This window comes from Actinomadura sp. NPDC048021 (genome assembly GCF_040653135.1).
Taxonomy (GTDB): domain Bacteria; phylum Actinomycetota; class Actinomycetes; order Streptosporangiales; family Streptosporangiaceae; genus Spirillospora; species Spirillospora verrucosospora.
Window position 1 is genome coordinate 254,235 of record NZ_JBEZJQ010000002.1, and the last position, 21,002, is coordinate 275,236.

The window sequence follows — 21,002 nt, forward strand, 5'->3', positions numbered from 1 at the left end:
CGCTCCACGCGCGTTCAGCGCTTGACCGGCTCCAGGACCTCCAGGCCCAGGAACTTCTGCAGCGCCTTCGGAACTCGCACCGAGCCGTCGGCCTGCTGGTGGTTCTCCAGGATCGCGACCATCCAGCGCGTCGTCGCCAGCGTCCCGTTCAGGGTCGCCACCGGCTGGTTCTTGCCGTCGGCGTCGCGGTGCCGCACCGCCAGGCGCCGCGCCTGGAACTCGGTGCAGTTCGACGTCGAGGTGACCTCGCGGTAGGTGTTCTGCGTCGGCACCCACGCCTCGCAGTCGTACTTGCGGGCGGCGCTGGCGCCGAGGTCGCCCGCCGCGACGTCGATCACCCGGTACGGGATCTCGACCTTGCCGAGCATCTCCTTCTCCCACTCCAGCAGCCGCAGGTGCTCGGCGTGGGAGTCGGCCGGGTCGCAGTAGGAGAACATCTCCACCTTGTCGAACTGGTGGACGCGGATGATGCCGCGCGTGTCCTTGCCGTAGGAGCCGGCCTCGCGGCGGAAGCAGGACGACCAGGCCACGTACCGGCGCGGCAGCTCGTCGACGATCTCGTTCATGTGGAACGCGGCGAGCGGCACCTCCGACGTGCCGACCAGGTACAGCTCGTCCTGCGGGAGCTGGTAGACCTCGGCGGCGTGCGCGCCGAGGAACCCGGTGCCCTCCATCGCCTCCGGCTTCACCAGGACCGGCGGGTACATCGGCACGAACCCGCTCGCGACGGCCTGCTCCATGGCGAGGTTCAGCAGCGCGTACTGGAGCCGCGCGCCCACGCCCGTCAGGTAGTAGAACCGCGCGCCCGACACCTTCGCGCCGCGCTCCATGTCGATGGCGCCGAGGCTCTCGCCGAGCTCCAGGTGGTCCTTCGGCTCGAAGTCGAACGCGGTCGGCTCGCCGACGTGCTCCAGGACGACGTAGTCCTGCTCGCCGCCGGGCGGGGCGCCCTCCTCGATGAGGTTCGGGACGCCCTTGAGCAGCGCGTCGAGCTCCTCGCCGAGGCGGTCGGCCTCGGCCTCGCGCTCCTTCACCTGCTGCGCCAGCTCCTTGGCGCGGGCCAGCAGCGCCTGCCGCTCGTCGCCCTGCGCCTTGGACACCGACTTGCCGAAACTCTTCTGCTCCGCCCTGAGCTGCTCGAACGAGGTCAGCGCGGAGCGGCGCCTCCCGTCCAGGTCGAGCAGCCGGTCGACGACGCCGTCATCCTCACCGCGGGCGCGCTGCGAGGCGCGCAGCCGCTCGGGATCCTCTCGAAGAGCTCGCAGGTCAATCACAGACCCGAGGCTACCGGCCCGACGCCCCCGTCCGCGCGCGAGTATCGGCGGTTCGCGTCCGCCGGCCGCCGCCGCCGGGGGAGGCCGCCGACCGCCGCCGCTAGCGGACGCCGCCGGCCAGCAGCGCGTGCGCGGGCAGGGCCACCTTCCCGTCGCCGGCCGCGTAGTCCGCGACGATCTCGTCGTAGGCGGCCTTGACGCGGGCGACGGTCGGCGCGTCCTGCCGTCCGACGACCACGCCGTTCGTGCCGACCCGGGCCAGCGCGCCCGTCTCCCACCACTCCTCGGGGTCGACGACGTGCTCCCAGGTCACCTCCTCGACCGCGACGTCGGCGAACCCGGCCTCGGCGACGAGCCGACCGAACGCCGCCGGCTCGCCGTACTCCAGGAACGGCGGCTCGGGGATGTCGTCCGGCCACGGCACGCCCGCCGCCTCGATCGCCTCACGGACGACCGCGAGGGCCCCGCTGCCCGGCATCATCCAGCAGGTCATCGCCAGGCGCCCGCCCTCGCGCAGGACGCGCCGCAGCCGGGCCAGCGCCACGTCGGGGGCGCCCACGTGGTTGATGACGAAGTTGCCCGCGACCGCGTCGAACGCCGCGTCCTCGAACGGGACCTCGGGCAGGACGGCGACCCGCACGTCCAGCCCGGGGACGTTCCGGCGCGCCGTCTCCGCCATGCCCGGCTCGGCGTCCATGGCCCACACCAGCGCGCCGCGCCGCGCCGCCTCCCGCGAGACGAACCCGGGCCCCGTGCCGACGTCGAGCAGCCGCGTCCCGCCGGTCACCCCGGCCGCGTCCAGCAGCGGCTCGATCATGTACCGGGTGACGTGGGCGAATCCCCGCTCGTACGCGGGGGCCCGCCCGGCCCACAGCTCCCGCTCGTAGAGGTCGAAGTCCTTCGCCACGCCCCGCAGCCTACGTCAGCGGACGTCCACGGTGTCGGCCGGCGAGGTCGAGCCGATGTACCCGGAGGACTCCTTGTAGACCGCCTTCCAGGTGCCGTCCGCGGACGCCTTGAACTTCTTGGAGAACCAGCCGTAGACGTTGGTCTTCGTCGCCGCCATCCGGACCCACTTCGCGGTGCCGGCACGCCGGAAGTACACGTACACGGGCGCGTTCGGGGCCGGGCCCGCCAGGTCCCGGAACCGGAAGAGCTGCCCCTTGACCGTGAGGGTCCCGCCCTTCCTCACCGGCTCGGGCGAGGCGTTGAAGACGTACCACTCCGTCCGGTACTTGACGTCGACGAAGTCGACGGAGCTGACGGCCGGCATGGTCAGGAGGCTGCCCGGGTAGCGGACGCGCCAGTACGCGTCCTTCGTCACCAGCTTGGGATCGTTGAAAGTGAAGTACACGGGCCGCGCCAGGGTCTGGCTCGCCCAGGCCTTCCACTTCTTGCCGTCCAGGGAGTACTCCAGGTACACCGGCAGGTCCGTGGCGCCGGTGTCGCCGGGCCGGACGTACAGTCGCCCGTCCGCGACGATCGGTTCGCGGTAGGCGTGCGGCTCGGGGATGGCGTTGAAGCCGTCGATCTCGGAGTAGTTCTGGATCTTCACCGTCCCGAGGTCGACCTGGCTGCCGGTGAGGGACTCGTTCCCCTCGAAGCGCGCCGTCACGGTGCCCGACTTCCCGACCTGCCGTCCGACGGTGAAGGCGGCGCGGAAGGTGCCGTCCGCGAGCGTCCGGGTCGTCTTGATGCTTCCGGCCTCAAGGAGGTCGGGCGGCACATCGAGCTGGATCTCCAGCCCCTCCACGGGCTCGGGACGCGTGCCCTGCCGGAGGACTCTGCCGTGCACGGTCATCACCGAGCCCGGACTCACGGGCGATTCCGGCCGCATCTGACCGGTGATGACCGTGGCCTGCTTGTCGACGGTGAGGGAGGCGGCCCGGGGCGTGACATCGGTCGCGCCGGCGTGGGCGGCGCCGGGCACGAGGAAGAGGGACGAGGTGAGGGCGGTGGTGGCGAGCAGTGCGGATGAGCGACGCAAGGCGAAACCTCTCCACTGAATACTGGTATGGAGTTGACGTCCGAAGCTGACGGGCGGTTGACAGCCGGTGATCACGCTTCCCTCACGTCAGCGCACGTCCACGTAGTCGGCCGGCTGGTTGGAGCGCAGGTACGTGGAGCCGCCCTTGTAGACCGCCGTCCAGTAACCGTCCTTGGACGCCTTGAACTTCTTGCCGAACCAACCGTTGCTCGCCGTCCTCACCACCGCGACGCCGGTCCAGGTGGACGACCCCTTGGCCTTGAAGTAGATGGAGACCGGCGCCCCCGGGCCCGGCTTCCCCGCGGGCATGTAGCGGTACAGCAGGCCCTTGACGGTGATCGCCGCGCCCTGCCTCACCGGCTCCGGCGAGGCGTTGAACTGGTGGATGTACGTCCGGTACCGCACGTCGACGTAGTCGGCGCCGCTGACGGAGGGCACCACGAGGTAGCCGTCGTCGTCGGGGACCCTGGCTCGCCAGTAGCCGTCACGCTCGGCTTTCACGTCGACGGCGAACCGGCCGTCACCGCCCGGCGACTGCGCGGCCTTGTCCTTCCAGGCCTTCCCGTCGGTCGAGAACTGGAGCCGCACGGTGGCGCCGCCCGCGGGTCTCTTCGTCCCGTCGGCCATCGTGAACATCACGGTGCCGGACGCCCGCATGGTGCCGCCCAGACCTACCGGCTCGGGCGTCGCGTTGAAACCGCTGATGGAAGTCCGGTGCGTGACCTGGCGGACGCCGGTGTGGGCATACGCCGTCTCGTAGCTGGAGTAGTCGTCCGGCAGGTTGACCGGATCGTTCGCGAAATCGATCGCCCAGGCACCGTTCTCGACCACCAGGACCCGGACGCTGTAGTAACCGTCAGCGTCGGTGACCGGAGCGGCGATCGTGTTCCAGTCCGGGCTCGACGACCGGTTGAACCGGAGATCGAGCCGTTTGCCCGCGAGCGGGCCCCATGTGCCGTCGAGGTCCTGACTTTCGAGCCGGCCCGTCACGGGAACCCGTTCACCGACGAGCAGGCGGTCCGGGACGTTCATCGTCAACCGGGTCTTGAGCCGCTGCTCGGCGATCAGCGGCGAGCCCGTCGGCGCCGGTGCGCGGTCACCGGGCACCCGCAGGGGTGCCGCCGCGTGTGCGGGGGCCGCGGTGACGGGGGAAGCCACGGCAAGGGCCGCGACGAGGGCGAGCATTCGGCGCACGGAACGACCTCTCCACTGTTCACTGGTGTGAAGAGGACGCCCAAGATCGACAACCGGTTGCCGCCGGGACGCGCCGTGATGATCTCGGTTGCGTCACGGCGGGGAGGCGGCGGGCGCTACTGGTGCGCGTCCGCCCACGCCTGGTCGAGGACCTGCGCGAACGTCTCGGCGGGCTGGGCGCCCGAGACGCCGTAGCGGCGGTCGATGACGAAGAAGGGCACGCCGGTCGCGCCGATGTCCCGCGCCGCGCGCTGCTCGGCGTCCACCTCCGAGGCGAACGCGTCGGACGCGAGCACGTCGCGCGCCTCGGCGGCGTCCAGGCCCGCCTCCGCCACCACGTCCACGAGGGTGTCCCGGTCGAACACCGGGCGCTCGTCGGTGAAGTAGGCCTTGAACAGGGCCTCCACGACCGCGCCCTGCACGCCGCGCTGACCCGCGAGGTAGACGAGCCGGTGCGCGTCGGCGGTGTTGCCCGCCTGGCGGCCTTCGAGGTGGTACTCCAGGCCGGCCGCGGCGGCGCGCTGCTCCATCTCCCGGTTCTTCTCGACGGCCTCGTCGCGCGTCATGCCGTACTTCTCGGCCAGCATGTCGGCCACGTCGACCGTCTCGCCCGGCGGGAAGGAGGAGTCGAGCTGGAACGCGCGGTAGACGACCTCGACCTGGTCCCGGTGCTCGAAACCCTCCAGGGCGCGCTCGAAATGCCGCTTGCCGAGATAGCACCAGGGGCACACGACGTCGGCCCAGATCTCAATACGCACGAAGACACCTTTCTCAGGACGGTCTACCGTGCCAACACGTCCCCGGCGCCGTTGATTTCCGGCGCGCGGGGTCAGGCGCGGCCGGTGCGGATGCCGGTGATCCAGGCGGCGGCCTCGGTGAAGTCGGCGTCGTGGGTGCCGCGGCGGATCTCGGGACGGACCTGGTCGGCGCGGGTGTAGGAGCCGACGAAGCGGACGTCGGCGCAGACGCGGCGCAGCCCCATCATGGCCTCGCCGACGCGGGCGTCGGCGACATGGCCCTCGAAGTCCATCCAGAACAGGTAGGAGCCGAGGCCCGCACCGGTCGGGCGGGACTGGATCAGCGTGAGGTTGATGCCGCGGACCGAGAACTCGGTGAGGATCTCCAGCAGGGCGCCCGGGTGGTCCTCGCCGATGAACGCGACGACGGTCGTCCTGTCCATGCCGGTGGGTGCCGGCGGGGGGCACGGGCGGCTCAGGACGACGAAGCGGGTGACGGCGTCGGCGACGTCGTGGATGTCCTCCGCGAGGACCGACAGGCCGTAGCGGGCGGCGGCGAACGAGCCGGCGAGCGCGGCGTCGTAGTGGCCGTCGGCGACGTGCTGGGCGGCCTCGGCGTTGGAGGTCGCGGCGCGCCACTCGGCGTCCGGGACGTTCTCCTGGAGCCAGCGGCGGCACTGCGGCTGCGCGATCGGGTGGGACGCGACGGTCTTGATGTCGTCCAGCGCCGTGCCGGGACGGACGAGGAGGGCGAAGGACACCGGCAGGTGGATCTCGCCGACGATCTGGAGCGGCTCCCCGGTCGCCAGCTCGTCCAGCGTGGTGGGGACCGAACCCTCGACGGAGTTCTCCAGCGCGACGACGGCGGTGTCGACCTCGCCGCGGCGCAGCGCTTCGAGGGCCGCCGGGACGGTGGCGTACGGGATGTGCTCGGCCCCGGCGGCGCCGGGGAGGGTGAGCAGCGCCGCCTCGGTGAAGGTGCCCCGCGGACCCAGGTAGGCGTAGCGCGCTTGCCTGTCGTCTGCGGTCACTGGGGTCCCCCGGGGCGTGTTTCGGCTGTGCGGCAGCCGTCTAGAGGCATGGTGAGAAAGCCGAGTCTACCGTCCGGAGCCCGGGCCCCTCAGGCGCGGCGGGCTCCGCCTCAGGCGCGCGCCGTGGGGGTGCGGGCGCCGTTGCCGAAGTCGGGCAGCGGGTCGTCCATCGAGACGATGGGGCCCTTGCCGAGCCGGGCGGCCCGCAGGGCCTGGTTCTCCTCGGGGGAGAGCGTCTCGACGGCGTGCCCGCCCTGGACGGCCTTGGCGTACGTCCGCGTCTCGGTGCGCCCGTTGATCGAGCTCACCACCACCCCGTCGCCGACCGCGTTGATCAGCGCGAGGGAGAAGGAACGGTGCCCGGACATCTCCTTGAGCGCGTCGTAGTGCACGATCGCGAGATCGCGCAGAGCGCGCTCGTCCACCTCGCCGCTCGCGACCTGGAGCTGGCGCCTCAGCATTTCCCCGCACTCGTCGACGACCTGGTTGACCCGGTTGTGCGCGACCACCGCGATGGAGAGCCCCGCAACCCCGGCGACCAGGCCGGCGACGGCCACTGCGACGAGCATCACGCGCCGAGCGTACCCATGCCGACCTGCCGTTGCGAAGGATCTCGGGGGTGGTTGTCCGGATCGAGCCGTTTCACCAGCCATGTTCCGAGGACCAGGATCGAGGCCAGCGCGGCGAGCCCGAACGAGTCGCGCAGCACCTGGCCCGCGAAAACCGTTACAGGGGAATGATCCGGGCCGATCAGCCCGCGCGCCCACCACGGGACCGGGAACAGGAACAGCAGCCACAGGGCGCACGCGACCAGACATCTTCGCGTGTCACGCCCATCTCCCACCAAAGCCCCCAGTACCGCGATCATCCACACAAGATGATGAATCCACCCCACAGGGGACAGGACGACGGACAGCAGCCCGACGATCGCGACCCCGGCGAGCAGGAGGCTGGAGGCGTCGGCGCCGGTCGCGGCGTCCGCGGCGAGCGTCGCCCGGCGGGCCCACCCGAAGCCGAACCAGGCGACGACCAGCGCCAGGGCCAGCCACACCAGCGTCCGGGCCGGCCCCTCGTCCAGGATGCGGGCCACGATCCCGTGGATCGCCTGGTTGGTGGTGCCGTCGACCGCGCCCGTCCGGTCGCCGCCCTCCAGCAGCGCGCCGAACCAGTACGCGGACGAGTCGGACGGCAGCAGCGCGAACCCGCCCAGCGTGGCGACGACCGCGGTCAGCACGGCGTTGACCAGCGCGTCCCGCCGCCCGGTGACCAGGAAGTAGATCAGGAAGACGCCCGGCACCAGCTTGATCGCCAGGGCGAGGCCGACGAGCATGCCGCGCGGCCAGCGCGCGGTGCGGGCGCAGCAGTCGGCCAGGCACATGGCCAGCAGGAACAGCCCGACCTGCCCGAACCTGACCTGGTCGCGGACGGGGTCGAGCCACGCCGTCGCCGCGACCAGGACGCCCGCGGTGAGCGGCGCCCAGCGCCCCGTCCGGCGGATGAGGTCGCGGAAGGCGTAGCAGACGACGACCACGAGCGACAGGTAGATCAGCACCGTCCACGTCCACTGCGCCGCGCGCCACGGCAGGAGCGTGAACGGGACCGCCAGGGCGGCGGCGATCGGCGGATAGGTGAAGGGGAGCAGCTGCGGCGGCTGCGTGAGGAAGTCGTACAGGGGCGCGCCGCGCAGCACCGCCAGCCCGCCCTCCCGGTAGACCTCCAGGTCGACGAGCCGCTGGTCGGGCTGGTTGCCGAGCCACTGCTGGACGATCGGCGCGGCCGCGACCACGGCGACGGCGATCCCGGCGAGCAGGACGAGAAGGTCGCGGGCGCCCCACCGGGCGGGGTCGCCGGCCGCCTCACCGGGGGTTTCGCGGGCATCCCGCGCCATCAGACCGTCCACAGCCCGCAGGATATGGCCCCTGCCCGGTGGTAGGGCTCTTGTAACCTGAACGCCATGACGTCCCGGGGAACGAAGATCGCCATGTTCCTCGCGGCCCTCGCGGCGGCGCTCGCGGCGGTCCTCGGGCCCGCGGCGGCGCACGCCTCCCCCTCGGCCCCCGCCGAGCGGGCCGTCACCGGCCGCGTGGTGATCATCGGGGTGCCCGCGCTGATGTGGAGCGACGTCACCCGCGAGAACACGCCCGCGCTGTGGGGGCTGACCGCGCAGGGCTCCGCCGCGGGCCTCAGCGTCCGCACGACCCGCGTCATCACCTGCCCGACCGACGGCTGGCTGACGCTGTCGGCGGGGCAGCGGTCGCGGCTCCCGCACGGCGACTGCGCGCTGCCGTCCACGCCGGTCCTGCCCGGCCAGGCCTCCCCCGCCGGCCCGCCGCCCGCCGGCGGGGCCGTCGCCGCCGGCTGGCCCACGATCAAGAGCGACAACGCCGGCACCAACTACCACGCGCGGATCGGGCTGCTCGGCGACGAGGTCCACCGGGCGGGCGGCTGCACGACGGCCGTCGGGCCCGGCGCGGTGTTCGGCGCCGCCGACGGCGCCGGCCGGGTCGACCGGTACGTCGCCTCGCCCGACAAGGCCACCGCCGCCGACTGGGCGCGCTGCCCCCTCGCCGCGGTCGACGTCGACGACCTCTTCCGCGCCTACATCACCGCGGGCGTCGACCCGCACGGCGACCAGGTCCCGCTGTCGGACGAGGTCCGCGCCGCCGCCGCGAAGGCCGCCGACCGCCGGGTCGCGCAGGTCGTGGCGGGGCTCCCCGGGGGGACGACCGTCCTGGTCGCGGGCCTGTCCGACACCGGCGTCAACCCGCACCTGCGCGTGGCCGTCGCCAAGGGCCCCGCCTACGGGCCCGGCTACATGACCTCCAGCGCCACCCGCCAGGACGGGCTGGTCACGCTGACCGACCTCACCGCGACGACGATGAAGCTGCTCGGGGTGAAGCAGCCCAAGGAGGCCGTCGGGTCCGCGTGGCGGTCGCAGCCGTCCACGTCGTCCACGCACGAGCGGGTCGACGCGCTCATGGACGAGGACGTCGCGGCGCAGGCGATCCGGGCCGTCCAGACGTCGTTCTACTGGGTGCTGTTCGCGGTGCAGCTCGTCCTGTACGGGATCGCGGTGGTCGCGCTGCGGCGCCTCGGCGGCGACCGCCGCTCGCGGGCGCGGATCCTCGGCGGCACCCGGGTGACGGCGCTGCTCGGCGGCGCGGCGCCCGGCGCGTCCTTCCTCGCCGGGCTGCTGCCGTGGTGGCGGGCCGAGCACCCGACGCCCGTCCTGATCTGCACCGTGCTGGGCTTCGCCGGGCTGCTGACGGGCGTGGCGCTCGCCGGGCCGTGGCGCCGCTCCACCGTCGTCCCCGGCCTGGTGATCACGGGGGTGACGGCGCTCGTCCTCGCGCTGGACGTGATGACGGGCTCCTCTCTCCAGCTCAACACGCTGATGGGCTACACCGCCCTCGTCGCCGGACGGTTCTACGGCTTCGGCAACCAGGCGTTCTCACTGTTCGCCGTCGCCGCGATCCTGACGGCGGCGTGGCTGACGGAGTACCCGCTGCGCCGGGGCAACCGGGCGCTCGCCGTCGCGATCGTGGCGGTGATCGGCGCGTTCACGGTCGCGGTGGACGGCCTGCCCGCGTTCGGCAGCGACTTCGGCGGCGTGCTGGCGATCGTCCCGGCGTTCGCGATGCTCGGCCTGATGGTCGCGGGCAAGCGCATATCGGCGCTCAAGCTCGGCCTGTTCTTCCTGGCCGGCATGGTCCTCGTGCTGGCCATCTCCTACGTCAACGCCCAGTCGGCCAACCCGACCCATCTCGGCCGGTTCTGGCAGGACCTCGTGGCCGGGGACGCGTGGGACGTCGTCACCCGCAAGTTCGACGCGATGCTGAACAGCCTCGGGTACTGGCCGTACACGCTCGCGCTGGCCGCCGCCGTCGTCTTCCTGTTCTTCGTCCTGGCGCGGCCCACGCGGTGGCGGGTGTCGCTGCTGCAGGGCGCCTACGAGAAGAGCCTCACGATGCGCCCGGCGGTGATCTGCGCGCTCGCGGTCGGCGTCATCGGCACGCTGGTGAACGACTCGGGCGTGGTGATCCTGTCGGTGGCGTTCAGCCTGGCGACCCCGCTGATGCTCGCCGCGGGGCTCCGGGCGCTGGAGCTCGACCTGAGGAACGCAGACACGCCGCCACCAGAGCCGTCAGGATCGCCAGAAGCGTCCACGGGACCACGGTCGGCCGAACGACGGTGAACAGCCACTCCAGGTCGTCCGGCAGCCGGATGCGGGCGGGCGCGCGGGCCGGCAGGTAGGCGAGGCTGAGCGCGGTGGTGTGGGCGAGCAGGATCCAGTCGATCCGCGTCCAGGGCAGCAGCGCCAGCAGCGCCCACCCGAACCCGTCGTACCAGGGCAGCGCGTAGGGCGCGGCCAGGAGCCACGCGAGGGCGATCGCGGCGGCGACGCGGCGCTCCTCCCCGCCGGGGACGAGGGGGTCCTCCCTGGGCAGGGCACGGGCGAGCAGCACGAGCAGCGCCAGGCCGAGCAGCATCGCGCCCAGCTTGATGACCTCGCGCTGCGAGCCGCGGCCGAGCGACTCGTCCAGCAGGTGCCAGGGGGTCGCGAAGGAGACCATGTTGCTGGCCTCGCGGACCTGGTCGAGGGCGTGCGGCCCGGCGAGGGCGTAGGACAGCGCCGTGACGGCCGCGGCCCCGCCGAGCAGCGCGGCCAGATGGCCGATCGGCCACGTGCGGCGTTCCGTCCGGGTGCGGCGCAGCAGAACCCAGGCGGGCCCTCCGGCGACGAGCGCGGCGGGCAGCTTGATCGCCGTCCCGAGCCCGGCGAGCGCCCCGGCCGCCAGGGAGCGCGCCCAGCCCGCCCGGCCCGCGGCCGCGCCGCCGAAGACGGCGAGCGCGGCCACCATCGGCGCGATCGCGAGGACGTCGTTGTGCGCCCCCGCCACCAGGTGGAACAGCACGAGCGGGTTGCACGTCCACAGCAGCGCCGTGCGGAGCCGCCGCTCCTCCGTCCGGGACATCCGGTAGAGGACGAGGGCCGTCACCGCGAACGCGAGCACGTTCAGCACCGACAGGACGAAGACGGTCAGCCGCACCGAACCGCTGCCGATCCACGCGGCGAACGCCTGCCCGCCCGTGGCGACCGGCCCGTACACCGACGGCGTCGTCCGCCACTCCTCGGGCGCCCCGGCGACCGGGTCCTTCGGCAGGTCGACGGCGCTCGTGCGGTACGGGTCGTGCCCCGTCGCGGCCATCCGCCCGTAGGAGGCGTAGTTCAGGTGGTCGGTGGACCCGACCGGCGGCATGAACATGAACGCGACCGCCGCCAGCAGGCCCGCGGCGACCAGCGGCAGGGCCCGCACGCGCCAGCCCCTGCGGACGGCGGCGAAGCACAGGCCGAGCCCCAGCGCGCTCACGACGATCCCCGCGACGACGAGGCCGATCACCAGGTACGGCGACGGGTGGACGTCCAGCGCGTACGGCGGCTCCGAGCGCGGACCCTCCAGCTCCGGCTCGAACACCGACGGCCCGAGCAGCGCGGTGGCGGCGAAGCAGGCGACGCCGGCTCCGATCCCCCACAGCCCGCCCGTGCCGAGACGGGTCACGGGCGGCTGCCGCGCAGGCGGTCGAGCCCTCTGGCCACCGCCGGTTCGCGCGCGGCGAGCGCTCGCGCCACGTCCCGGAACTGCCGGGCGCGGTGCATCTGGGAGCGCCAGTCGGTGCCGGTGGCGCGGTGCGCGAGCGGCACCTCCACCTCCGTCACCCGGAACCCGGCACGCAGCAGGTCGATGGTGAGCGCGGTCTCGACCCCGAACCCGGCGGCGAGCGGGAGCGCGGCGTCGAACGCGGCGCGGGTCAGGCAGCGCTGCCCGTTCAGGGGCGCGGTGGCCTCCCAGCCGGTGGCGCGGCGGATCCCGTCGCGGGACAGCCGGACCACGAACCCGTGCCCGCCGAGCTTCACGGTCGTGGTGAACACGGCGATCGTCATGTCGGCCTCACCGGACCTGACCGGCTCGACCAGCGGCGCGGCCTCGCGCGCGGTCTCGGCGAGGTCGGCGTCCAGGAACAGCAGGTGGCGGGGCTGGTCGCGGCCCTCGTCCAGCAGCCGGACGGCCTCGGCCCCGCTCTCCATCGCGGCGCCCTTGCCCCGGTTCCGGCTGTGCCGCACGACCCGTGCCCCGGCCTCGCGGGCCACCCGCCCGGTGCCGTCGGAGGAGCCGTCGTCGATCACCACGACCAGGTCGGCCCCGGGAAGCTCCTGGGCGGCCTTGACCGTGGCCGCGATGCGGTCGGCTTCGTCCTTGGCCGGGATGCATACCGCTACGTCCTGCATAACCGCGATCGTAGTCGGGGACGGGCGCGCGGTGCCGCAGGGCACGAGGTAACGGACCAAGCCATTACCCGCGGGACAGGTCGGCGACCCGCGGGGTTCACCCGCGGCGCCGGCGGTCGAGGACGACGGGCCGGAAAGGTCAGCCGGCGTCCAGGACCGGCGCCGCCTCCGTCACGGTGAAGACGGTGTCGAGCCCGGTCACCTGCAGGATCCGCTTCACGGCGGGGCGCGGCGCGGCCAGTTCCAGCGCGCCGCCCTGCTCCTTCAGCCGCTTCATGGCCGAGAGCAGCACGTTCATGCCCGTCGAGTCGCAGAACTCCACGCCGCTCATGTCGACCACGATGTGGTCGGCCTGGTCGCGCAGCAGGCCCGCGAGGGCCGCCTGCAACCGTGGCGCGGTGTACAGGTCGAGCTCACCGGTCGCCGTGACAACGGCGTGACCCCCCTGAGACGCGGTCGAGACGTTTAGCTCCACGTCCGGCACACTATCTCGCGAACGGCCCGGGAGCCAGGCGGTTCGCCAAGTCCCCTGCGCCGTGGGTGTTTCCGGGGCGTGTCGCCGCCTTGCCAGTCCCGCACGCTTTGAGTACTACGCACCGTAATGTAACGATTTCAGCGTTCCGAGGCGCCGATCCGGTCCGCCGATATCGCGGGTTCTTCCCGCACGATCGTCCGGAGTAGGGGAACCTGAACGGGTGCAACAGCGGCATGGTCGACTGCGCGAGCGCCTGGAGACGATCCGGGCGCGGGCGGCGAAGTCCAGCACGTGGCGAACGTCCACCCAGGTCCTGTTCCGCCTGGTGAACAAGGACGGCTTCGTCCCGGTCCGGACGCGTCTGTCCCGCGAGGACCTCGCCTTCCTCGCCGGCGCCCGCGAGGAGGTCATCGCCTTCGCCGACCTCACCCTGCGCCTGGTCGACCTGCACCGCCCGCAGGAGGCCGGCGGCATCACCAGCGACCCCGACCGCCCCATCCGCCGCTGCCGCGCCTGCATGTCCCGCTGGCCCTGCGCCACCTACCGCACCGTCACCGAGGCCCTGGACCCCTGACCCACCCGGACGCGCGAACCCACGCAACACCTCAATGCTTGCGATCGCGCCCAAAGGCAGTTCCCAGCGAACCCGATCCCGCAAGGCGAGCCAAAGCGAAGCGAAGCGAGCAATCGCCCCGAGTGTCAGGGCGGCGGAGAGCCGACAGCGACAAATGCCGTCTACTACGCCAACCGCGGCCTTGGGAGCAACCACCCAACAACCTGAGAAGTCGCGATCGCGTCCAAAGGCAGATTCGAGCGAAGCAAGAATCTGATCGCGCAGCGAGCCGCAAGGCGAGACGAAGCGATGCCAGCGATCGCCCGCTTTTATCGCCGATGGAGGGCCGCCAGGCCCGAAGGAGAAGATAAAAGCAAGCTAACACGGAAGGCGGACTTCGAAGCGGCAGCCGGGGCCGGTGTTGGCGACGCCGATCTCGCCCGCGTGGGCCTCGACGATGCCGCGGGCGATGGCGAGGCCGAGGCCGGCGCCGCCGCCCGGGGTCCGGGCGGCCTCGCCGCGGAACGCGACGTCGAACACGCGCGGCAGGTCGCCTTCCGGGATGCCGCCGCAGGCGTCGGCCACCGTCACCCGGGCCTCGCCGCCGCGGACCTCGCCGGTGATCTCCACCGCGCCGTCGCCCGGGGTGTGCCGGATCGCGTTCACGACGAGGTTGCGCAGCGCACGGCCGAGTTCTCCCGCGTCCACCTGGACGGGCAGCCCCTCCCGGACCTCGCCGCGCAGCCGGACGCCCTTGGCGCGGGCCAGCGCCTCGGTGCCGGCGACCGCCTCGGCGACCAGGTCCGCGAGGCCGACGCGCTCACGGGACAGGCGCAGGGCGCCCGCGTGGATGCGGGACAGCTCGAACAGGTCGTCCACCATCTCGGTGAGCCGTTCCACCTCGACGCGGATGCGGCCGTGGTAGCGGCGGGTCGTCTCCTCGTCGGCGACGACCTCGTCCTCCAGGGCCTCGGCCATCGCACGGAGCCCGGCCAGCGGGGTGCGCAGGTCGTGGCTCACCCAGGCGACCAGCTCGCGGCGGCTCGCCTCCAGGGCCTTCTCGCGCTCGTGCGCGGCGGCCAGCCGGTCGTAGGCGGCCTCCAGCTCGCGGGACAGCTCCGCCAGTTCGGCCGGGAGGTGCGCCGAGGGGGGACGGAAGCGGTCCGCGCGGACGGCCTCGACCAGGGTCCGGTTCGCGGCCACCAGACGGCGGCCGAGCAGGACCGACACCGCCATCGCGACCAGTCCGGCGGAGGTCACGACGGCGAGCACCACCGAGCGGTCGTGGTCGTTCAGCAGCATCATGAACGAGATCACGAGGATGCCGGAGATGGTCGCCAGCACCGTGGCGGCGCCGACGACGACCAGCTGCGTGGCGACCGAGCGGGCGCGCAGCGCGTGCAGCGCGGCGAGGGCGACCGCCGCGACGGCGAACGCGGCCAGCGCCGCGTAGAAGACCACCCAGAGCAGGTCCTCGAACGGGATCATCGGCCGGTCTCCGCGGGCTCGTAGCGGTAGCCGACGCCCCACACGGTGACGATGCGGCGCGGCGCGGTCGGGTCGTCCTCGATCTTCTCGCGCAGCCGCCGGACGTGGACGGTCACCGTGGAGGAGTCGCCGAACGTCCAGTCCCAGACGCGTTCGAGCAGCTCGTCGCGGGTGAAGGCCTGCCGCGGATGGCGCAGCAGGAACGCCAGCAGGTCGAACTCGCGGGAGGTGAGCGCGAGCCGCTCGCCGCGCAGTTCCGCCTCGTGCGCGCCGACGTCCACGACGAGGCCGCCGTCGCGGAGCGGGCCGGACGGGCCGGTCGGGACGAGCGCGCCCCGCGCCCGCCGCAGCACCGAGCGGACGCGCAGCGCCAGCTCGCGGGGGCTGAACGGCTTCGTGACGTAGTCGTCGGCGCCGGTCTCCAGCCCGACGAGCCGGTCGGTCTCCGTGCCGAGCGCCGTCAGCATCACGATCGGGACGGTCGAGGTCTCGCGGAGCCGCCGGCACACCTCCAGGCCGTCCATCCCGGGCAGCATGAGGTCGAGGACGACGAGGTCCGGGGGCTCGTCGAGGGCCCTGCGCAGGGCGGTCCGGCCGTCGGCGACGCACACGACCTCGTGTCCGTCGCGGGCCAGGTAGCGGGCGACGACCTCGGCGACCGTCGGGTCGTCGTCGACCACCAGGACGCGTCCGGCATGGGGGGCGCTGTTCACCCCTCAAAGTTAGGGCCCCCGCCGCGGGACCCGTCCGGCACGTCACCACCCCGTAAGGAGTCGATCATGCTTTCACCTGGGCGGCCTGCGAAATCGGACGAACATCGCTTTAATGGCGCGATGCCGCAGAATCGCTCCGCGACCTCCAACGGCGGGGTCATCGCCCTGATCCTGGTCGGGGGCGCGGTCGCCACCGGCGTCGCCGCGCTGTTCATGACCGTGCGGTCGTACGCGTCGCCGGCCATGCTGGGGTTCCGCACGTCCCCGGCCTACTTCCTGATCGCGTGCCTGTTCGCCGGGGTGGTGGTCGGCGCGGCCGTCCTGCTGACGCGGCCCCGCGGGCCGCTGGCGCCGATCGCGGCAGGGCTGTCGGCGTACGTGGCGATGGAGGTCGGCGGACGGATGGGCGTGTTCCTCGGCGTCGTGCTGTCCGATCAGGGGCTGCCGAGCGGCCACTTCGTCACGGCGCTGCTGAAGCCCGCCTTCGGGCGGTACCAGGCGTACGAGCTCCTGGCGCTGGTGGTGGCGGCGGGGCTCGCGGGGCTGCGCGTGCTGACGGCCAAGACCGGCGGCGCGTCCCAGCCCTGGAACGCGGGCGCCCCCGGCGGGCCGCCGATGCCGGGCGGGGCGCCGTTCCCCGGCCAACCCATGCAGCCGCCGTCCTACCAGCAGCCTTTCCCCGGCCCGGGTCAGGGTCCGGTCCCCGGGGGTCCTCAGGGTCCTCCTCCGCCGCACGGCGGTGCCTAGGTCGTTCCCGAGGCTGATGACCCCCGGGGAGCGAGCGCATACGGTGGAGCCATGGGTAAGACGATCCTGACCGTCCTCGGTGTGGTCCTCGCGGTGTGGCTGGTGGTCACCGTCATCGGCGCGATCTTCTCGATGCTGAAGTTCTTCTTCTTCATCGGACTCGTCGCCGTCGCGGTGGTACTCGCCGTGACCGCGGTCTCCAAGTTGTCGAAAAGCCGCTAGGCGAGCGGCCCGATCCCCTTGCCGCGATGTCGCCGGTGACCGCATGATGCCGGAATAACCAGGCGGTCATCGGCGAAGGAGACCCTCGTGCCAGGTCTTGACGGAGTGCTGCGCGAACGAGCGCTCGCCTATCCCGACCGTGTCGCGTACATCGCGGGCGACACCGAGATCTCCTACGGCGACTTCGACCGGCGCGTCGACCGGGTGGCCGCGGCGCTCGCCGCCGCCGGGCTCGGCCCCGGCGACCGGGTCGCGGTCCTCGACAAGAACTCCCTCGAATACGCCGAGCTGCTCTTCGGCGCGACCCGGATCGGCGCCGCGCAGGTCCCGGTGAACTACCGGCTGGCGCCCGACGAGGTCGCCTACATCGTCAACAACGCCCAGGCGAAGGTCTTCGTCGTCGGCCCCGAGTTCCTCCCCGTCCTGGACGCGATCGCCGGCAAGCTCGAGCACACCGACCTGACGGTCGTCGTCTCCGGCGCCGGCCACGCCCACCAGGACTACGCCGCCTGGATCGACGCGGCCCCCGCCGAGCCCCCGGCGTACGAGCCCGACAGCGGGGACGTGTTCGTCCAGCTCTACTCGTCCGGCACGACGGGCCTGCCCAAGGGCGTCATGCTGACGCACGACAACTTCCTGTCGGCGCTCGCGGTGACCAACGACGTGTGGGACATCGACGCGTCGTCCGTGCTGATGATCGCGATGCCGATGTACCACGTGGCCGGCAACGTGCTCACCGTCTCCGCCGTCTACAACGGCCTCACCGGGGTCGTCACGCGCGAGCCCGACCCGACGGCGATCGCGCGGGGCATCGAGCGGCACCGCGTCACGCACATCTTCCTCGTCCCGGTGCTGCTCCAGTTCATGCCGCTGATCCCCGAGGTCACGGCCGCCGACATGTCCAGCCTGCGGCTCATGCTGTACGGCGCGTCCCCGATCAGCGAGGACGTCCTGCGCACCGCCATGGCGATGCTGCCGACGACCGACTTCCGGCAGGTGTACGGCCTGACGGAGGTCACCGGCGCGATCACCTCGCTGCCGCCCGAGGACCACGACCCGGACGGCCCGAACGCGCACCGGCTGCGCAGCGCCGGCCTCCCGAACGACAACACCGAGCTCCGGATCGTGGACCCGGCCACCGGGGACGAGCTGCCGACCGGGCAGGTGGGCGAGATCATCTGCCGGACGCCGCAGAACATGAAGGGCTACTGGGGCATGCCGGACGCGACGGCGAGCGCGCTGTCGGAGGACAACTGGTTCCGGACGGGCGACGCCGGCTACCTCGACGAGGACGGCTACCTCTACATCCACGACCGCGTCAAGGACATGATCATTTCCGGCGGGGAGAACATCTACCCCGCCGAGGTGGAGAACGTCCTGATGGGCCACCCCGCCGTCAGCGACTGCGCGGTCATCGGCGTCCCCGACGAGCGCTGGGGCGAGACGCCGAAGGCGATCGTGGTGGCGGCCGAGGACGTCTCCGACCAGGAGATCATCGACTACTGCCGCGAGCGCCTGGCCCACTTCAAGTGCCCCACCTCGGTCGAGCGCCGCGAGGCGATCCCCCGCAACCCCACCGGCAAGATCCTCAAGCGCGACCTCCGCGCCCCCTACTGGCAGAACACCGACCGCGGGGTTAATTGAATCTCCCCTCACCCGCGACAACCCGAAGAGCCGCGATCGCGTCCGAAGGCAGGTTCGAGCGGAGCGAGAACCTGATCGCGCAGCGAGCCGCAAGGCGAGACGGAGCGATGCCAGCGATCGCCCGCGTTTGTCGACGATGGAGGGCCGCCAAGGCCCGAAGGAGGAGAAAAACGCAGAACTACTGGTATCGGACGACTGCGGAGAGGGGGCGGTGGTCCGAGGCCTTGACGGGGGCCGCCGGGACGCTGCAGGAGACGGCGGCCGACTTGCCGATGAACAGGTAGTCGGTCTTGTCCAGCGCGGTGCCCTGCCAGTTCTGCCGCGTGTTCGCCCCCGCCCTGGATGCCCCGGTCTGGTCGCACTCGTCGTAGGCGGCGTAGAGGGGGTCGAGGGCCGTGCTCTCCGGGACGTCGGCGAGGTCGCCGCCGACGAGAACGCGGTCCGTGCCCGCGAGGGTGGCGAGGGCGCCGGCCTCCTTGCGGCGCCACTGGCCGCTCTCAGCGGCGCTGAACTGGGTGACGCAGACGCGGGTCGTCCAGGACGGGACCTCGCCGCACAGGGCGATGCGGCTGACTCCGTCGGACGCGGGCAGCTTGACCTGCCGCTGCGCGGTGAGCGGGGCGTCGGTGCCGATGGCGACGCCGGCGCGGCCCTGCCCGGCCGCGCACGTCCCGTCGCCGGGCGCGAACGCCCAGCTCCACCTGGGCAGGGACGTCTTGAACGAGCGGACCTGACCCTCGCAGACCTCCTGGAGCAGGGCGGCGTTGGGGCGCACCGTGCGCCCGCCGACCTCGGTCTCCCGCATCCGCTGGACGATCTCCTTGGTGAGCTTGGCGGGCGCGGTGCCGGTGGGGCAGTCGGAGCCGCCGCAGACGTTCCAGCTCACCGCGTTGATCGTCACGGCGGCGGGGCGGGGTGCGGCCCCGTCGGCGTGGGCGGGACCACCCCCGCCCGGCAGGCCCTCGATGCTGGCTCCGGTGGCGGCGGCGGTCACGACCGCGGCGGCCGCACAGACCGAGAGCAGGGGAATCAGGGCGCGGGGGGATCGCACACGTGCTCCAGACGGGGGGATCTGCGGGGGTGATGTCGGAATCTCACCACATCAAGATCGCATCCGCCAGCCGTTCGCGACCACTCGGTGGCGGGAGGCCGGGGGCTGCCCGATCAAGGTTAGGGGCCCCGGCGAGTGCCGGGGCCCCTCTGCCGCTAGTCGAGCAGCGCGGTGACGGTGCCCGCGCCGACCGTCCGGCCGCCCTCGCGGACGGCGAAGCCGAGCCCCTCGGTCATCGCGACCGGCTTGCCCAGCTCGACGGCCATCTCGACCGAGTCGCCGGGCAGCGCCATGCCGCCCTCGCCGAGGTCCACGGCGCCGACCACGTCCGTGGTGCGGAAGTGGAACTGCGGCCGGTAGCCGTGGAGGAACGGCCTGCTCCGCCCGCCCTCGTCGGCGGCGAGCACCCGGACCAGGGCCCGGAACCGCAGGTGCGGGCGGATCGCGCCCGGCGCGCTGACCACCTGGCCGCGCCGCACCTGGTCCCGCTTGACGCCGCGCAGCAGCATGGCGGTGTTGTCGCCCGCCTCGGCGTACTCCATCGTCCGCCCGAACGTCTCCAGCCCCGTCGCGACGGAGCCGAACGTGTCGCCGAGCCCGACGACCTCGACCGCGTCCCCGCTCCGTATCGCGCCCTGCGCCACGACGCCGGTCACGACGGTGCCGCGGCCGGTGATCGTGAACACGCTCTCGACCGGCATCAGGAACGGCTCGTCGAGCGCCCTGCGCGGCACGGGCACGTACGCGTCGATCGCGTCGAGCAGGTCGACGATCCGGGCCGTCCAGTACGGGTCGCCCTCCAGCGCCCGGAGCCCGGACACGCGCACGATCGGGACCTCCTCGCCCGGGAAGCCGTACTCGGTGAGCAACTCCCTGACCTCCAGCTCGACGAGGTCGAGGAGTTCGGTGTCCTCGACCATGTCGGCCTTGTTCAGCGCCACCACGATGTGCCCGACGCCGACCTGCCGCGCCAGCACGACGTGCTCGCGCGTCTGCGGCATGGCGCCGTCCTGGGCGGACACGACCAGCACGGCCCCGTCCACCTGGGCGGCACCGGAGATCATGTTCTTCACGTAGTCGGCGTGGCCGGGCATGTCGACGTGGGCGTAGTGCCGGGTCGCGGTCGCGTACTCGACGTGCGCGACGTTGATGGTGATGCCCCGGTCGCGCTCCTCGGGCGCGCGGTCGATGCGGTCGAACGGCACCGGGGACGCCAGCCCGCGGTCGGCGAGCACCTTGGTGATCGCCGCGGTCAGCGTGGTCTTGCCGTGGTCGACGTGCCCCATCGTGCCGATGTTCAGGTGCGGCTTGTCGCGCTCGTAGAGCTGCTTGGCCATCGTCTCGTCCTCACTGGTGGATCCGGTGAGAACCGACCGCGCGCACTCGGGCGCCGGTCCGGTGACGACCCCCCTCCGCTGGTTCTCCGGAGGGTGGGACGGAGAGGGGTCAGCTTCGCAGGCCGTCGAAGACGACCGCGTCGGCTGCCGCCGAGAAGGCAGCCGGCACCGCGCTCAGCAGGGCGATGCCTGCGAGCGTCCGGGTGCCGGCTGCGAGGAACATGCCCCGGACATTACGGCCGCCTCCGGCGGAAGTCGAC

Annotated in this window: 19 protein-coding genes and 1 pseudogene; 5 read left to right on the plus strand and 15 right to left on the minus strand. The window is 72.6% G+C overall.

Translation table 11 applies throughout. The features are described from left to right. Positions 1-14: 14 nt before the first annotated feature. From serS to AB0C87_RS04470, 8 genes are all read right to left on the minus strand, one after another. Positions 15-1,274 carry a serine--tRNA ligase gene (gene serS, locus AB0C87_RS04435; RefSeq protein ID WP_353833011.1) on the minus strand — a complete coding sequence of 420 codons (1,260 nt, stop codon included), beginning with the start codon at positions 1,272-1,274 and terminating at the stop codon, positions 15-17. Positions 1,275-1,374: 100 nt separating this feature from the next. Beyond that, the gene (locus tag AB0C87_RS04440) at positions 1,375-2,181 is read right to left on the minus strand and encodes a methyltransferase domain-containing protein (protein WP_360576521.1); all 807 of its coding nucleotides are present in this window, start codon (positions 2,179-2,181) and stop codon (positions 1,375-1,377) included. Between the two features lie 15 nt (positions 2,182-2,196). Then, positions 2,197-3,261 carry a hypothetical protein gene (locus AB0C87_RS04445; RefSeq protein ID WP_360576523.1) on the minus strand — a complete coding sequence of 355 codons (1,065 nt, stop codon included), beginning with the start codon at positions 3,259-3,261 and terminating at the stop codon, positions 2,197-2,199. A gap of 87 nt (positions 3,262-3,348) precedes the next feature. Then, positions 3,349-4,455 (minus strand): hypothetical protein, encoded by a 1,107-nt coding sequence (locus tag AB0C87_RS04450; RefSeq protein ID WP_360576525.1) that lies wholly within the window; start codon positions 4,453-4,455, stop codon positions 3,349-3,351. A 116-nt stretch (positions 4,456-4,571) separates the two neighbouring features. After that, the gene (locus AB0C87_RS04455; RefSeq protein ID WP_360576527.1) at positions 4,572-5,213 is read right to left on the minus strand and encodes a DsbA family oxidoreductase; all 642 of its coding nucleotides are present in this window, start codon (positions 5,211-5,213) and stop codon (positions 4,572-4,574) included. 71 nt (positions 5,214-5,284) lie between these two features. Then, positions 5,285-6,223 carry a prephenate dehydratase gene (gene pheA / locus AB0C87_RS04460; RefSeq protein ID WP_345171641.1) on the minus strand — a complete coding sequence of 313 codons (939 nt, stop codon included), beginning with the start codon at positions 6,221-6,223 and terminating at the stop codon, positions 5,285-5,287. Positions 6,224-6,333: 110 nt separating this feature from the next. Next, positions 6,334-6,792, minus strand: a complete 459-nt coding sequence (locus AB0C87_RS04465; RefSeq protein ID WP_345171835.1) for a DUF4446 family protein — start codon at positions 6,790-6,792, stop codon at positions 6,334-6,336. After that, positions 6,792-8,123, minus strand: a complete 1,332-nt coding sequence (locus tag AB0C87_RS04470; protein ID WP_360576529.1) for a glycosyltransferase 87 family protein — start codon at positions 8,121-8,123, stop codon at positions 6,792-6,794. The genes AB0C87_RS04465 and AB0C87_RS04470 overlap by 1 nt, the downstream gene beginning before the upstream one ends. Before the next feature lie 54 nt (positions 8,124-8,177). Between AB0C87_RS04470 and AB0C87_RS04475 the strand changes: the two genes are divergently transcribed. Next, positions 8,178-10,418, plus strand: a complete 2,241-nt coding sequence (locus tag AB0C87_RS04475; protein WP_360576531.1) for a hypothetical protein — start codon at positions 8,178-8,180, stop codon at positions 10,416-10,418. 658 nt (positions 10,419-11,076) lie between these two features. Here AB0C87_RS04475 and mptB read toward each other — a convergent pair. The 3 genes and pseudogenes from mptB to AB0C87_RS04490 form a co-directional block, all read right to left on the minus strand. Next, positions 11,077-11,784: pseudogene (gene mptB / locus AB0C87_RS04480) on the minus strand (polyprenol phosphomannose-dependent alpha 1,6 mannosyltransferase MptB); the annotation flags it as partial. Next, positions 11,781-12,512: a glycosyltransferase family 2 protein gene (locus tag AB0C87_RS04485; protein WP_345171647.1), complete on the minus strand. Its 732-nt coding sequence runs from the start codon at positions 12,510-12,512 to the stop codon at positions 11,781-11,783. The gene AB0C87_RS04485 and the pseudogene mptB, both read right to left, overlap by 4 nt. A gap of 139 nt (positions 12,513-12,651) precedes the next feature. Continuing rightward, positions 12,652-12,987: an STAS domain-containing protein gene (locus tag AB0C87_RS04490; protein ID WP_179831569.1), complete on the minus strand. Its 336-nt coding sequence runs from the start codon at positions 12,985-12,987 to the stop codon at positions 12,652-12,654. A 220-nt stretch (positions 12,988-13,207) separates the two neighbouring features. Here AB0C87_RS04490 and AB0C87_RS04495 point away from each other — a divergent pair, with 220 nt between their 5' ends. Beyond that, positions 13,208-13,561 carry a hypothetical protein gene (locus AB0C87_RS04495; protein ID WP_345171650.1) on the plus strand — a complete coding sequence of 118 codons (354 nt, stop codon included), beginning with the start codon at positions 13,208-13,210 and terminating at the stop codon, positions 13,559-13,561. Between the two features lie 357 nt (positions 13,562-13,918). Here AB0C87_RS04495 and AB0C87_RS04500 read toward each other — a convergent pair whose 3' ends face one another. Together AB0C87_RS04500 and AB0C87_RS04505 are read right to left on the minus strand one after the other, a co-directional pair. Further along, on the minus strand, positions 13,919-15,028 hold the full coding sequence (locus AB0C87_RS04500; protein WP_345171652.1) for a HAMP domain-containing sensor histidine kinase: 1,110 nt from the start codon (positions 15,026-15,028) through the stop codon (positions 13,919-13,921). Beyond that, complete coding sequence (locus tag AB0C87_RS04505) at positions 15,025-15,741, minus strand: response regulator (protein WP_353833018.1); 717 nt, start codon at positions 15,739-15,741, stop codon at positions 15,025-15,027. The genes AB0C87_RS04500 and AB0C87_RS04505 overlap by 4 nt, the downstream gene beginning before the upstream one ends. A 120-nt stretch (positions 15,742-15,861) precedes the next feature. Here AB0C87_RS04505 and AB0C87_RS04510 point away from each other — a divergent pair, with 120 nt between their 5' ends. The 3 genes from AB0C87_RS04510 (at position 15,862) to AB0C87_RS04520 (ending at position 18,354) form a co-directional block, all read left to right on the plus strand. Beyond that, the gene (locus tag AB0C87_RS04510) at positions 15,862-16,488 is read left to right on the plus strand and encodes a hypothetical protein (protein ID WP_345171656.1); all 627 of its coding nucleotides are present in this window, start codon (positions 15,862-15,864) and stop codon (positions 16,486-16,488) included. 51 nt (positions 16,489-16,539) lie between these two features. Continuing rightward, a complete protein-coding gene (locus AB0C87_RS04515; RefSeq protein ID WP_345171658.1) occupies positions 16,540-16,710 on the plus strand; it encodes a hypothetical protein in 171 nt (56 codons plus the stop codon). Between the two features lie 87 nt (positions 16,711-16,797). Further along, on the plus strand, positions 16,798-18,354 hold the full coding sequence (locus tag AB0C87_RS04520) for a long-chain-fatty-acid--CoA ligase (protein WP_360576534.1): 1,557 nt from the start codon (positions 16,798-16,800) through the stop codon (positions 18,352-18,354). A 178-nt stretch (positions 18,355-18,532) separates the two neighbouring features. Here the strand turns inward: AB0C87_RS04520 and AB0C87_RS04525 are convergent, their stop codons facing one another. Then, entirely contained in the window at positions 18,533-19,405 is an 873-nt protein-coding gene (locus tag AB0C87_RS04525) for an endonuclease/exonuclease/phosphatase family protein (RefSeq protein ID WP_345171661.1), read from the minus strand. 155 nt (positions 19,406-19,560) lie between these two features. After that, on the minus strand, positions 19,561-20,742 hold the full coding sequence (gene tuf / locus AB0C87_RS04530) for an elongation factor Tu (RefSeq protein WP_360576537.1): 1,182 nt from the start codon (positions 20,740-20,742) through the stop codon (positions 19,561-19,563). Positions 20,743-21,002: the final 260 nt, after the last annotated feature.